Annotated in this window: 13 protein-coding genes; 5 read left to right on the plus strand and 8 right to left on the minus strand. The window is 62.1% G+C overall.

Annotated elements, in window-relative coordinates:
* On the plus strand, positions 1 to 227 hold a 227-nt coding region (locus GTP69_RS14510; RefSeq protein WP_161055540.1), incomplete at its 5' end, for a hypothetical protein.
* A 45-nt stretch (positions 228 to 272) separates the two neighbouring features.
* Here the strand turns inward: GTP69_RS14510 and GTP69_RS14515 are convergent.
* Together GTP69_RS14515 and GTP69_RS14520 are read right to left on the minus strand one after the other, a co-directional pair.
* The gene (locus GTP69_RS14515; protein WP_229260950.1) at positions 273 to 1,139 is read right to left on the minus strand and encodes an FKBP-type peptidyl-prolyl cis-trans isomerase; all 867 of its coding nucleotides are present in this window, start codon (positions 1,137 to 1,139) and stop codon (positions 273 to 275) included.
* Positions 1,140 to 1,254: 115 nt separating this feature from the next.
* Entirely contained in the window at positions 1,255 to 3,135 is a 1,881-nt protein-coding gene (locus GTP69_RS14520; protein WP_161055542.1) for a potassium transporter Kup, read from the minus strand.
* 207 nt (positions 3,136 to 3,342) lie between these two features.
* On the opposite strand from GTP69_RS14520, the gene rarD reads away from it, so the two are divergent.
* The 3 genes from rarD to ettA all read left to right on the plus strand — a co-directional run bounded on the left by rarD (position 3,343) and on the right by ettA (position 7,979).
* Positions 3,343 to 4,227: an EamA family transporter RarD gene (gene rarD / locus GTP69_RS14525; protein WP_161055543.1), complete on the plus strand. Its 885-nt coding sequence runs from the start codon at positions 3,343 to 3,345 to the stop codon at positions 4,225 to 4,227.
* 66 nt (positions 4,228 to 4,293) lie between these two features.
* Positions 4,294 to 6,204 carry a CocE/NonD family hydrolase gene (locus GTP69_RS14530; protein WP_161055544.1) on the plus strand — a complete coding sequence of 637 codons (1,911 nt, stop codon included), beginning with the start codon at positions 4,294 to 4,296 and terminating at the stop codon, positions 6,202 to 6,204.
* A 107-nt stretch (positions 6,205 to 6,311) separates the two neighbouring features.
* Complete coding sequence (gene ettA, locus GTP69_RS14535; RefSeq protein WP_161055545.1) at positions 6,312 to 7,979, plus strand: energy-dependent translational throttle protein EttA; 1,668 nt, start codon at positions 6,312 to 6,314, stop codon at positions 7,977 to 7,979.
* Between the two features lie 79 nt (positions 7,980 to 8,058).
* Here ettA and GTP69_RS14540 read toward each other — a convergent pair whose 3' ends face one another.
* Positions 8,059 to 8,667 carry an outer membrane beta-barrel protein gene (locus GTP69_RS14540; protein ID WP_161055546.1) on the minus strand — a complete coding sequence of 203 codons (609 nt, stop codon included), beginning with the start codon at positions 8,665 to 8,667 and terminating at the stop codon, positions 8,059 to 8,061.
* Positions 8,668 to 8,881: 214 nt separating this feature from the next.
* Positions 8,882 to 9,490, minus strand: a complete 609-nt coding sequence (locus GTP69_RS14545) for an alpha-ketoglutarate-dependent dioxygenase AlkB family protein (protein ID WP_161055547.1) — start codon at positions 9,488 to 9,490, stop codon at positions 8,882 to 8,884.
* A 43-nt stretch (positions 9,491 to 9,533) separates the two neighbouring features.
* Here GTP69_RS14545 and GTP69_RS14550 point away from each other — a divergent pair, with 43 nt between their 5' ends.
* Positions 9,534 to 10,115, plus strand: coding sequence for a putative pterin-binding protein (locus tag GTP69_RS14550; protein WP_161055548.1), 582 nt, complete (start codon positions 9,534 to 9,536; stop codon positions 10,113 to 10,115).
* Positions 10,116 to 10,124: 9 nt separating this feature from the next.
* On the opposite strand, the gene GTP69_RS14555 is transcribed toward GTP69_RS14550, so the two are convergent.
* The 4 genes from GTP69_RS14555 to GTP69_RS14570 form a co-directional block, all read right to left on the minus strand.
* The gene (locus GTP69_RS14555) at positions 10,125 to 10,487 is read right to left on the minus strand and encodes a hypothetical protein (protein WP_161055549.1); all 363 of its coding nucleotides are present in this window, start codon (positions 10,485 to 10,487) and stop codon (positions 10,125 to 10,127) included.
* 231 nt (positions 10,488 to 10,718) lie between these two features.
* Complete coding sequence (locus GTP69_RS14560) at positions 10,719 to 11,546, minus strand: Rossmann-like and DUF2520 domain-containing protein (RefSeq protein WP_161055550.1); 828 nt, start codon at positions 11,544 to 11,546, stop codon at positions 10,719 to 10,721.
* Positions 11,546 to 12,121 (minus strand): DUF924 family protein, encoded by a 576-nt coding sequence (locus tag GTP69_RS14565; protein ID WP_161055551.1) that lies wholly within the window; start codon positions 12,119 to 12,121, stop codon positions 11,546 to 11,548. The genes GTP69_RS14560 and GTP69_RS14565 overlap by 1 nt, the downstream gene beginning before the upstream one ends.
* 1 nt (position 12,122) lies before the next feature.
* A complete protein-coding gene (locus GTP69_RS14570) occupies positions 12,123 to 12,869 on the minus strand; it encodes an MgtC/SapB family protein (RefSeq protein ID WP_161055552.1) in 747 nt (248 codons plus the stop codon).
* Positions 12,870 to 12,881: the final 12 nt, after the last annotated feature.

Raw genomic sequence — 12,881 nt, forward strand, 5'->3', positions numbered from 1 at the left:
TGGGCCGCGAGTTTGCGCTGCTGACGGCGGTGGCGGCGCTGATCGCGCTGCCGCCGGCCTGGCTGGCGATTGCGCGCTATCTGGCGCCGTTTGCCGAACGCTCGCCGCTGGGTGGATGGGCGCCGCTGGTGGCGCTGGTCCTGGTGCTGATCGTGGTGGCGGCAGCCACCGCCCGCCATACCTGGTCGGCAATGCGCATCGCGCCCGCGCAGGCGCTGCGCCAATAAAAAAAGGGCAGCCACTGGCTGCCCTTTTTTAAATGCTTAGTACGCTTATGGCGACGAAACCAGCGTGACGTCGAATACCAGTGCCGAATTGGCCGGAATCGCCACGCCATAGCGTGCATTTCCGGCTTTCGCGGTAGCGCCGTAGGCCAGGTTGGCCGGGATGATGATGGTACGCGTACCGTTCAGCTGCATGCCGATCACACCGGTGCTGAAGCCGGAGATAACGTCCGTGCTGCCCGTGACGAATTTCAGCAGCGCATCGCCAGTCGCCGTGTTGTCGTCGAACTTGGCGCCTTTGAAGGTGCTGCGGGTGCCGTCATACAGCCAGCCGGTGTAGCGCACGCTGACGGTCTGGCCGCTGACAACCGCCGTGCCGGTGCCGGTGGTGACGTCAATGGTTTTCAGTTCGGTCGCCGGCACGTTAGGAATGACAACCTGCGGGCTGACGTTGACCATCACGAAGTCATACACCAGCGGCGCATTGGGCGTGATGGCGGCGTACTTGATGCCGTTGACGATTTGCGCGTCGCGAGTATTGGCGCCATAAGCCAGGTTGGCCGGCAGGATGGCGGTGCGTTTGCCGCCCGCCTGCATGCCGATCAGCGTCTGGTCCCAACCGGTCAGCATCGCGCCCACGCCAACGGTGGCGGTGAAGGTGGTGCCGATGTCGACCGAACTTTCGATTTTTTCGCCGCGATAGCCGTTGGCGGCCTGGTTGGCGTCATACAGGTAACCGACATAGGTGAAGGTGACCAGATCGCCCGACGCGGCCGCGCGGCCGGTGCCGACGGCGGTTTCCGTCATCTTGTACGCCGGCTGGACCACCACAGGGACCTTCGGAGTCTTGTCGCCGCCACCACCGCAGGCGGCCAATACCGCTGCGCACACCGCAACGGCGAATAATTTCAACATCGCTTTCATATTTACCTTTGATCGAATTCGTATAGTCGGTAGGTCCCGGCGCAGAAGTTTATCAGACGACGGCACTTACACTCCCGGCACTACATTCAGTTACATTATTTTGTATTCAAATTTCCACTTGCGTGCCAAGTTCAATCACGCGGTTGGGTGGAATCTGGTAGTAGTCGGCGGCGCCGCGCGCATTGCGCGACATCGCCACGAACAAGTGCTCGCGCCAGGTCGCCATGCCGGAGCCGGGCGTCGAAATCACCGTCTGGCGGGCGATGAAGAACGAAGTCTCCATCATCTCGAACGGCAGGCCAAGGCATTCGCACAGCGCCAGCACTTTCGGAATATCTGGTTCGTCCTTGAAGCCGTAGTAGACGCTCAGCTGGTAGCACTGGTGGCCCAGGTCCGTCACCCTGACCTGTTCATCCTCCGGCACCCACGGCTCTTCCACCACGTGCACGGTGAAGAACACCACCCGTTCATGCAGCACCTTGTTGTGCGACAGGTTGTGAAGCAGCGCGTGCGGCACGCCGTCGCTCTCGCCGCGCAGGAAGATGGCAGTGCCGTAGACACGGGTCGGCGGCGCCACAAACAGCGAGGACAGGAAGTCTTCCAGCGGAATCGCGTGCTTCTGCAGATTCTCGAACACCAGCTCACGGCCGCGCTTCCAGGTCAGCATCACGGTGAACAGGATCACGCCCAGCAGCAGCGGGAACCAGCCGCCGTGGAACAGTTTCAGCGTGCTGGCCGAGAACAGCGCGATGTCGATCGCGATGAAGAAGCCGGTGGCGGCGAAGCACAGCGCCAGCGGCAAATGCCAGCGGTAGCGGATCACGAAGAAGGTCAGGAAGGTGGTGGCCAGCATGGTGGCGGTGACCGCAATGCCATAGGCGCCGGCCAGCTTGTCCGAGGAGCCGAAGCCCACCACCGCCAGCAGCACCACCGCCAGTTGCAGCCAGTTGACGGCCGGGATGTAGATCTGGCCGATCTCGCTGGCCGAGGTATGCAAGATGCGCATGCGCGGCAGCAGGCCCAGTGCGATGGCCTGTTTGGTCATCGAGAAGGTGCCGGAAATGGTGGCCTGCGAGGCGATCACCGCCGCCAGCGTCGACAGCACCACCAGCGGGTAGACGCTCCACGCGCCCAGCTGCTGGAAGAAGGGATTGGAAATGGCGTCCGGATGGGTCAGCAGCAGCGCGCCCTGGCCCAGGTAGTTCAGCGCCAGCGCCGGGAACACGATCAGGAACCAGGCGGCGCGGATCGGTTTCTTGCCGAAGTGGCCCATGTCCGCATACAGCGCCTCGGCGCCGGTCAGCGACAGCACCACCGCGCCCAGCGCGACGAAGGCGATCATGCGGTTTTCGTACATGAAGCGCAGCGCGTGATAGGGATTGAGCGCGTACAGGATCTGCGGTGCTTCGACAATGTTCACCAGTCCCATGATGGACAGCGCGGCGAACCACACCACCATGATCGGGCCGAAGAAGCGGCCGATGCCGGCGGTGCCGTGTCGCTGCATGGCGTACAGCGTGATCAGCACGATGATGGTGAGCGGCACGATGTACTGTTCCAGTCCGGTCGCCGCCACTTCCAGACCCTCGATCGCGCCCAGCACCGAAATGGCCGGGGTGATCACCGAGTCGCCGTAGAACATGGTGGCGCCGAACACGCCCAGCAGCATCAGCGGATAGTGCCAGCGCGGCGCCGCCTTGGTGACGGAATTCAGCGCCAATGCCATCAGCGCCATGATGCCGCCTTCGCCACGGTTATCGGCGCGCAGCACCAGCGTCACGTATTTCAGCGACACGATCAGCGTCAGGCCCCAGAAAATCAGCGAAATGATGCCCAGCAGATTGCCTTCGCTCAGCGCCAGGCCGTGCTCGGGATCGAAGATGGTTTTGAGGGTGTAGAGGGGACTGGTACCGATGTCGCCATAAACGATGCCGACAGCCGCCAGCGTGAGTGCCGCGAGACTGCTTTTCTTGTGTTGCTCGGTCAAGATTGCACCTGTTGTTGTTTTGGTGCATTGCACAATAGGTCAAGACTTTGCAAAAGGCAAGGAGATTTTGGCATAAGAAATCGTTCAAAACGGTCAATACCGTGAGTGTACGCCGCCACGGACGCTAGCGCGAGTGCGGCCGCCAGCGGAGCGGACACAGATGGCGGATAATGTCAGACTGTCCACACCTTTTAGCCGGTCCGCCCCATGAACTTAGGTATTTTGTACGCCACGCTCGCGTTCTTTTGCTGGGGCCTGTTCCCGTTGTATTTCCATGCCCTCGACGAGGTGCCGCCGCAGGAAATCCTCGCCCATCGCATGCTGTGGTCGCTGTTGTTCCTGGTGATCGTGCTGACCGTGCGCCAGCAATGGAAATGGTTGCCCAAGGTGTTGCGCCAACCGCGCATCCTGGTCAGCTTTGTCGCCAGCGCGCTGCTGCTGACCGCCAACTGGTTTATCTACATCTGGTCGGTCAACAACGGCCACGTCATCGACGCCAGCCTCGGCTATTTCATCAATCCGCTGATCAACGTGCTGCTGGGGCTGGTGGTGCTGAAGGAGAAATTGCGCCGTGGCCAGTGGATCGCCATGGCGGTGGCCGCCAGCGGCGTGGCCTGGCTGACCTGGCAGGCCGGCGAACTGCCATGGATTGCCTTAATTTTAGGCATCACCTTCGGCGGCTACGGCCTGCTGCGCAAAACCGCCGCGCTGGCGGCGCTGGAGGGCTTGTCGCTGGAAACCATGATTCTGTTCCCGCTGGCGCTGGTGTATGTGCTGTGGCTCAGCTGGCACGGCCACAACGCCTTCCTGAATACGCCCCACGACAGCACCCGCTGGCTGCTGGCCGCCGCCGGGCCGATCACCGCGATTCCGCTGCTGCTGTTTGCCGCCGGCGCGCGCAAGATTCCGATGGCGGTGCTGGGGCTGATCCAGTATTTGTCGCCGACCATGCAGGCGCTGCTGGGCGTGTGGGTGTTCCACGAAGCCTTCCCGGCCGCCCGGCTGGCCGGCTTCCTGGTCATCTGGACAGCCCTGATCCTGTACGTGCTGGAGGGGCTGTGGGTGAGCCGGCGAAATAGCGCGCCCGCCTGACGCCAACGCAGGCTGCCTGGTCTACAATTGAATGACTTTCCACACAGTACTTAAAGGGCCTGCGGCATGCGTAAACATCTTCTCCCCCTCCTCCTCACCACGGCACTGGCCGCCAATGCGGCGCTGGCGCAGACGCCGGACGCGTCCATGATCCAGCTTGGCAGCGATATCCCGGCCAAATGGAAAGCCCCGGAGGAAGCCTACAACTACGTGCGGCGCGAGGTGATGATACCGATGCGCGACGGCGTCAAGCTGCATACCGTGATCATGGTGCCGAACGGCGCGCGCGAGCTGCCGATGCTGCTGGAACGCACGCCCTACGATGCCGATGGCTTTGCGCAGAAAGGCCCGTTGGGCTTGCGCGACGCAGTGCGCTCGGCCAACCGCGAATGGGTCGACGACGGCTATATCCTGGTGTACCAGGACATCCGCGGCAAATACGGCTCGGAAGGCAAGTATGTGATGACGCGGCCGCCGATCGGTCCGCTCAATTCCACCAAGACCGATGACACCACCGACGCCTGGGACACCATCGACTGGCTGGTGAAGAACGTCAAGGAAGGCAACCAGCGGGTCGGCATGATCGGCTCGTCCTACGATGGCTGGACCGTCACCATGGCGCTGCGCGACCCGCATCCGGCGCTGAAGGTGGCGGCGCCGGAAAGCCCGATGGTCGACGGCTGGATGGGCGACGACTGGTTCCACTACGGCGCCTTCCGCCAGGTCAACCTCGATTATTTCTCCGGCCAGACCAGCAAAACCGGCAAAGGCAGCAATGTGCCGCGTCCCGGCGCCGACGATTACCAGACCTTCCTCGACGCCGGCACCGCCGGTAACTGGGCCAAACAGCACGGCTTCGACCAGCTGGGCTTCTGGAACCGTCTGGCGGCCCATCCGTCCTACGACGCCTTCTGGCAACTGCAAGCGGTAGACAAGATGATGACCGCCAAGCCGTCCAACGTGCCGACCATGTGGCTGCAAGGCCTGTGGGATCAGGAAGATATGTACGGCGCCATCACGGCCTGGGAAGCGCTGAAGGCCAAGGGCAAGGCCGGCAACAACCATCTGGTGATGGGGCCGTGGTATCACAGCCAGATCAACCGCGCCGCCGAGCGCCTGGGTCCGCTCAAGTGGAATGGCGACACCGCCGCCGATTTCCGCCGCGACGTGCTGATCCCGTTCTTCAACACCTACCTGAAGGACCGCAAGCCGGCCGAACCGCTGGCGCCGGTGATGATCTTCAACGCCGCCAACAAGCAATGGGACAAGTTCGCCGACTGGCCGGGCACCACCCAGCTGACGCCGCTGTACCTGCAAGCCGATAGCGGCCTGGCCTTCCAGGTGGCGCCGGCCGGCGAGGACAGCTATGTCTCCGATCCGGCCAAGCCGGTGCCGTTCCTGGCGCCGCCGGTCAGCTTTGCCGATCACGACCGCTGGACCACCTGGCTGCTGCAGGACCAGCGCGCAGTGGCCACCCGCACCGATGTGCTGTCGTACAAGACGCCGGTGCTGACCGCGCCGGTCACGCTGCAAGGCGCGCCGATGGCCGATATCTTTGCCAAGACCACCGGCACCGACGGCGACTTCGTCGTCAAGCTGATCGACGTGTTCCCGCCGTTTGTTGCCGAGCAGCCGGAGATGGGCGGCTACCAGCTGGCGATCAGCCAGGACATCTTCCGCGGCCGTTACCGCCAGAGTTTCGAGCATCCAACGGCGATTCCGGCCGGCGTGGTGCAGGAATACAAATTCCGCCTGCCGACTGTGAATTACGTGTTCAAGCCGGGCCACCGCATCATGGTGCAGATCCAGTCGTCGCAGTTCCCGCTGTATGACCGCAATCCGCAGACCTTTGTGCCGAATATCTTCTTCGCCAAACCGGAAGATTTCCAGAAAGCGACAATCTCGGTGCAGCGCGGCGCGGCCGGCGCCAGCTCGGTCCTGCTGCCGGTCGTGCCGGCCAGCACCGCGCTGAAATAAAGCGCTGCGGCGATGGCGCGCGCGTGCCGCCTGGCCGGCGGCGCGCCTATAATGCACGCCATCGCCTGTACAATCAGCATTGTTTATTTTTTTAGAAAGCCTCAGTAATGGCCAATTACGTCTACACCATGAATCGCGTGGGCAAAATCGTCCCGCCTAAACGCCAGATCCTGAAAGATATCTCGCTGTCCTTCTTCCCGGGCGCCAAGATCGGCGTGTTGGGCCTGAACGGCTCCGGCAAGTCCACCCTGCTGAAAATTATGGCAGGCATCGACACCGACATCCAGGGCGAAGCGCGTCCGATGCCGGGCCTGAACATCGGCTACCTGCCACAGGAACCGCAACTGGACCCGGAAAAAACCGTGCGTCAGGAAGTGGAATCCGGCCTGGGCGAAGCGTTTGAGGCGCAAGCCAAGCTGGACGCCGTGTACGCCGCCTACGCCGAGGAAGACGCCGACTTCGACGCGCTGGCCGCCGAGCAGGCGCGCCTGGAAGCGATCATTTCGTCGTCCGACGGCGGTAACCTGAATCTGCAACTGGAAATGGCCGCCGACGCGCTGCGCCTGCCGCCATGGGACGCCAAGGTCGGCATCCTGTCCGGTGGTGAAAAGCGCCGCGTGGCGCTGTGCAAGCTGCTGCTGTCCAAACCGGACATGCTGCTGCTCGACGAACCAACCAATCACCTGGATGCGGAATCGGTCGAATGGCTGGAGCAGTTCCTGCTGCGCTTCCCGGGCACCGTGGTCGGCATCACCCACGATCGCTACTTCCTCGACAACGCCGCTGAGTGGATTCTGGAACTGGACCGTGGCCATGGCATTCCATGGAAGGGCAACTACTCGTCGTGGCTGGATCAGAAGCAAGACCGCCTGAAGCAGGAAGAAGCCACCGAATCGGCCCGCCAGCGCGCGCTGCAAAAAGAACTGGAATGGTCGCGTCAGAATCCGAAGGCGCGCCAGGCCAAGTCGAAAGCCCGTCTGGCCCGCTTCAACGAGCTGAGCGAGTACGAATACCAGAAGCGCAACGAGACCCAGGAGATTTTCATCCCTGTGGCCGAGCGTCTGGGCAATGAAGTGATCGAATTCAAGAACGTGTCGAAGGGCTTCGGCGACCGCCTGTTGCTGGACAACGTCTCGTTCACGATTCCGCCGGGCGCCATCGTCGGCATCATCGGTCCGAACGGCGCCGGTAAATCGACGCTGTTCAAGATGATCGCCGGCCTGGATCAACCGGATAGCGGTGAAGTGGTGATCGGCCAGACCGCGCGCGTGTCGCTGGTCGACCAGAACCGCGACAAGCTGCAAGACGCCAAGACCGTGTTTGAAGACGTGTCCGGCGGCGCCGACGTGCTGAGCGTGGGCCGCTTCGAAATGCCGTCGCGCGCCTACCTGGGCCGCTTCAACTTCAAGGGCGGCGACCAGCAGAAGATTGTCGGCAACCTGTCCGGTGGTGAGCGCGGCCGTCTGCACCTGGCCAAGACGCTGCTCAAGGGCGGCAACGTATTGCTGCTGGATGAACCGTCAAACGATCTGGACATCGAAACCCTGCGCGCGCTGGAAGATGCGCTGCTGGAATTCGCCGGTTCCGTGATGGTGATCTCGCACGATCGCTGGTTCCTGGACCGTATCGCCACCCACATCCTGGCGTTCGAAGGCAACTCGCAAGTCACCTTCTTCGACGGCAACTACCAGGAGTACGAAGCCGACAAGAAGAAACGCCTGGGTGAAGAAGGCGCCAAGCCAAAACGCATCCGCTACAAGCCGCTGACCAACTAATCAGCCTGGCTGAGGTCTGCTGCACAACAAAAAGCCGGACCTGCGTGAGCAGGCCCGGCTTTTTTATACTGCGGTGCGCTTAGAAGTTGTAGCGCAGGCCGGCGGTAACGGCGCCGGCTTTACGGCCGGTGTCGATGTCGCTCTTGCCGTAGTTTTCATATTCCAGCGAGACTTTGACGTTCTTGTTGATGGCGTATTCGCCACCGACCGAAGCGTACAGCGCGGTTTTGTTGTTGCTGCCATTCAACGAGGCGATGCCCGAGGTGGTCACTTCGTTGTGGTTTTGCGCTACGCCCAGCTTGCCGAATACGGCGAAGTCACGGGCCACTGGCCAGGTGCCTTTACCTGCAACGTAGAACGAGTGCGCGTCGGTGTTGATGCCGCCGGCAGCGCCGTTCTGCGTGTAGTTATAGCTGCGTTTGCCGAAGTCGGTGTAACCGGCTTCCACTGCCCAGGTGTTGTCGATGTTATAGCCACCATAGATCTTGCCAGCTGCCTTGGTACCGCTGTGGTTATCGCCACTGACGGCGCCTGCGCCGACGGAGTCGCCGAAGTCATAACGGCTGCCAACCACGCCTGCACCGATGTAAGCGGTACCGGCTGCATCCTGGGTGTTGGATTGGGCATAAGCTGCGGTGCCACTCAGAGCGGCTGCGGAAGCGACTAAAGCAAAGATAATTTTTTTCATGATTTTGATCTTTCAGCAAAATGGTTGAAGCGGGACTTGCTTGGGATCGCAGTTGCTATTGAATTGCGATGTATCCAAGATAGCACTCCAGCCAACCAACGTCACGGCCGAATTAGTAAGAAGTGTGACGAGATGTAAGCCATACTATCATTGGCAAATTTCAAGGTCTGCCAAACTTAAGGATAGCTTAAAATTTTCACGGATCCGTTGTCTACTAACCAATGGAAGAATTGATCAGGCGAAAAGTCAGGTTGATGCGCGGTCCGCGCGGCGTGCGTTCCTTATTAATTCCATGCATCCAGTGTTGTTGCAATACGCCCGCCATCAACAGCAGACAACCGTCGCCCAGCGCCAGTTTGACGGTCTTCGGCAGCGTGCGGTGCTTGAGGATGAAGGTGCGCGGCGCGCCAAAGCTGACCGAGGCGATGGCCGGCTCGGGACCGAGTTCGCGTTCGTCGTCGGCGTGGAAGCCCATGCTGTCGCGCTCATCGCGGTAGTAATTGAGCAGCAGGCTGTTGAAGCGCCGGCCGGTAACCTGCTCGACCACCTGTTTGATGTGCAGCTGGAGCGCCGTGAACGGTTGCGGATGGAAGGTCTTGCCCGAATAGCGGTAGCTGGCCTCGCCATGCCAGGCCGACAGACGCGGCTGCATGTGCAGCTTGCCCCAGACCTTGATCTGCTCCGCGCGCCAGTCGGTTTCGGCCAGCAGGCGGCGCATCACCTCGTCCGGCGCCAGGTCCAGCGCCAAGCGCTGCTGGAACCACAGTTCGCCATCTTCGATGGGGATGGGCGTGAGGGCAGTGTCGTCGGCAAATAAGTCCATGCGCGGTATGATACCGGCACCACGCAATCAAGGAGTCTTCCGCATGAACAAACGCCAGTTCCTGGGCACCGCCGCGCTGGCCGGCGTGTCCGCCAGCATCAGCTTGCCGGCGCGCGCCGCTGTCGACAATGGCCCCACCCTGCTGACCGTGACTGGCGCGATCAGCAAGCCCAACCGGGGCAAGCTCGATCCGGTGCGCGATCAGATGATGTACAAGCAAAAGCTCAGCTTCGAGCGCGCGCATGGCTTCGACTACGCGGCGCTGAGCGCGCTGCCGTCCATCGCCATCAAGCCGACGCTGGAATACGACGCCAAGGCGCACGGCTTGAGCGGTCCGCTGCTGGTGGACGTGATGAAGGCGGCCGGCGCCAATCTGAATGGCACGACCAGGCTGGTGCTGCGGGCGGTGGATGGTTTTGCGGTGACGGTGACGGTGGCCCAGGCCACGGCGCAGCGCTACATCGTCGCCACCCATCTGGATGGCGCGCCAATGGCGCTGGGCGGGCTGGGACCGCTGTGGGCGGTGTACGATGCGGACAAGGTGGCCGAGATGGCCGCCAAACCGCTAACTGAACGGTTTGGCTTGTGCCCTTGGGGCTTGTATCACATCGATGTGCAGGCCTAAAAGCAGCCTTTAGGCGTAAGCTTCGGCCAGGCTCATTACGCGTGGCGCGATGGTGATGCCGATGCCGCCGAACAGCGCGGTGATGGCAGCCATATTGGCTTCCAGTTCGTCAGCCTTCCAGCCTTCGAACAGGTCGGTGCCGGCTTTCTGGAAGTGCAGGTCCAATACCTTGCCGCGGTCCTTGTGGGTATAGCCGCCGCTGTAGGTTTGCTTGAAGCCGAGCGCGGCCAGCTGGGCCAGCACTTCGGCAGGAGCATTGTCCGGATCGGTTGCCAGGAACACGCCGAAGGTCTTGCCAGGCGGTTTTGCGGCAATGTCTACGTCGTAAATGCCAGGCGCTTTCGTGACGGTCGTACTTTTCAGAAATAACATGTTCTTACCCCTACTATCCAAATTGGCGCCGGTTAGCTTGCAGATTGATTCTTGTAGAAAACATTCTAAGAAACAAGCTTATTGCTAATCGTGCCGTTTGTCGACTGATCCCGGTACTTATTTGTGAATTCGTGTCATTACAACTGCAACTAGCTTGTCCCGGACAAGCGGAGTAACTAGTTGAAATATAGTTGTTAAGTAGTAATTTGCAAGAAGATACGCGAGGAAGCCCTATTTCTGCGGCTTTCTGGCCGCCAATGCTGTGGTCGGACCGACAAGAGACTGATACAACGCTCCCGTGTCCGCGTCCCACTGGCTGACGGCGTGCTGCTGACGGGCCACGGTCGCCAGATCGCCGCGCGCGATCGGCCCGCTCAAAGCCGCCGCCGCGCCCAGCCGGAACACATTCGCCATCGATTCGCTGGCCAGCGGCTGCGCCAGCTGGCGCGCCACCGGTTCCGGAATGCCGGCCGCCTGATACGCGCGCAACGCCGCGTCCAGCACCGTCACCAGGTAATTACTCGCAAACACGGCCGCCGCGTGATACACGGTTTTAGCCGACGCGTTGATCGTCACCGGCTGCGCGCCGATCGCCTGCAAGGCGGGCGTCAGCACCGCCAGCGCGCCGTCATCGCCTTCAATGCCACAGAAAGTGCCTGAAAATTGGGCAGCCACCGCCGCCGGATCGGCAAAGCTGCGGATCGGATGCACGCTGGCCACCAGTGCGCCGGCTTCGCGCGCGGCGCGCAACTGGTCGGATGCCAGCGCACCGCTGCAATGGAACACGATGCTGTCCTTGAGCGGCACGGCGCGCGCCAGCGCCTCGCTGGCGGCGACGATCTGGTCGTCGCCAACTGCCAGCACATGCACCGTCGCCGGCTGCAACTGCGCGTAAGCCGTCGCCACGCTACCAGCGCCGATGAAGTCGACCGCCTGCTGCGCCGACGCTGCGGACCGCGTCAGCACCTGCTGGATATGGAAGATGCCCTGCTGTGCCCACAAACGTCCGAACACGCGGCCCACATGGCCGGCGCCGATCAGATTCAATACAGGCGCCATCAGAAGCTCGATCCCGGCTGCTTGAGAAACTCCAATTCGGCCGGCGTCGACGCGCGCTGCAGGATCTCGTTACGATGTGGGAAGCGTCCAAAACGCCGGACCACCCGCTTGTGGCGCACCGCGTAATCCAGCATGCCGGCGATGCCCTGATTGCCCGGCTGCGCCTCGGCCAGCCGCGTGAACAGCGCCACGGCCTGCTCCTGCATGGCGATATCCTCGGCATGCTCCAGCGGCAGGTAGACAAAGGCGCGCTCGAACGGCGCCAGCGCCTGGTCCTCGCCGGCGTCGATCATGTCCAGCGCCGCCTGCAAGGCCTGATGATCACCGGCGAAAGCCAGCGACGTGCCGCGATACACATTGCGGCAGAACTGGTCCAGCACCAGGATGCGCGCCAGCGCCGCCTGTGGTCCCTCGGCGTCCCAGTGATGCAGGCCGCCTTCCAGCGCCTGCTCGATCTCGGCGCCGAAGCGCTGGGCGATCTCGCGGTCGAAGGCCTCGTCCTTTTGAAACCACGCTTTGCGTGGCAAATCGCCGGTGAACCAGAAATCGAATATTGCCCGTGCTTGTGCGTTCATATCAGTTACGTGCGTGAGTCAGTTGATAGCTATGGATACCTTCGAATTCCGCCAGTTCCGCCGACAGCACCGCCATCGGCGCGCCACTGCGCTTGCTGAAGGCGATGGCGACAAAGCGCCACTCCTGCATGCCACCATCGCTGCCGATCATCAGCGAGCCGCCGGCGATTTCGTAGCCGCGCTGCCCCGCCATGGCTCTTAGCGCCGGCTCCTGCGGCTTGTAGCCGGCCTTGAAGCGCATGGTGATGGCGATGGCGTGACGCGACGGCAGCCAGGCCTCCAGCCGCGTCAGGAAGATCATCGAACCGGCGCACAGCAAGGCAAGGCCGATAGCGCCGGCATAAAAACCCACCCCCACCATCACCCCGATGACAGACGACGCCCAGATCGACGCCGCCGTGGTCAGGCCGCTGATGTTGAAGCCTTCGCGCATGATCACGCCGGCGCCGAGGAAGCCGATGCCGGTGACGATGCCCTGCACGATGCGGGTCGGATCGGAGCTGATCAGGTACTGCGACACGTGGCCGCCGAACCAGTGCGCCGGATAGCCGCCGATCACCGTCAGGCCGGCCGACGCCATGCACACCAGGCCATAGGTGCGCATGCCGGCGGCGCGGCCGTGGTACGAGCGCTCGTAGCCCACCATCAGCCCCAGTGTCAACGCGCCCAGCAAATTCAGCAAAATCACCGCATTGGTGGCCAGTTCGGAATGCGACCAGTAAGCGGACAGAAAATCGAATGCGGGCATGGGAAGCCTTAA

This window comes from Duganella levis, assembly GCF_009857605.1.
In the GTDB taxonomy this organism is placed as follows: domain Bacteria; phylum Pseudomonadota; class Gammaproteobacteria; order Burkholderiales; family Burkholderiaceae_D; genus Rugamonas; species Rugamonas levis.

Bases quoted from the DNA above. Each gene is read 5' to 3' on its own strand.
- GTP69_RS14515 (WP_229260950.1), bottom strand. From the start codon at position 1,139: ATGTTGAAATTATTCGCCGTTGCGGTGTGCGCAGCGGTATTGGCCGCC.
- rarD (WP_161055543.1), top strand. From the start codon at position 3,343: ATGAACTTAGGTATTTTGTACGCCACGCTCGCGTTCTTTTGCTGGGGC.
- GTP69_RS14530 (WP_161055544.1), top strand. From the start codon at position 4,294: ATGCGTAAACATCTTCTCCCCCTCCTCCTCACCACGGCACTGGCCGCC.
- ettA (WP_161055545.1), top strand. From the start codon at position 6,312: ATGGCCAATTACGTCTACACCATGAATCGCGTGGGCAAAATCGTCCCG.
- GTP69_RS14540 (WP_161055546.1), bottom strand. From the start codon at position 8,667: ATGAAAAAAATTATCTTTGCTTTAGTCGCTTCCGCAGCCGCTCTGAGT.
- GTP69_RS14545 (WP_161055547.1), bottom strand. From the start codon at position 9,490: ATGGACTTATTTGCCGACGACACTGCCCTCACGCCCATCCCCATCGAA.
- GTP69_RS14550 (WP_161055548.1), top strand. From the start codon at position 9,534: ATGAACAAACGCCAGTTCCTGGGCACCGCCGCGCTGGCCGGCGTGTCC.
- GTP69_RS14555 (WP_161055549.1), bottom strand. From the start codon at position 10,487: ATGTTATTTCTGAAAAGTACGACCGTCACGAAAGCGCCTGGCATTTAC.
- GTP69_RS14560 (WP_161055550.1), bottom strand. From the start codon at position 11,546: ATGGCGCCTGTATTGAATCTGATCGGCGCCGGCCATGTGGGCCGCGTG.
- GTP69_RS14565 (WP_161055551.1), bottom strand. From the start codon at position 12,121: ATGAACGCACAAGCACGGGCAATATTCGATTTCTGGTTCACCGGCGAT.
- GTP69_RS14570 (WP_161055552.1), bottom strand. From the start codon at position 12,869: ATGCCCGCATTCGATTTTCTGTCCGCTTACTGGTCGCATTCCGAACTG.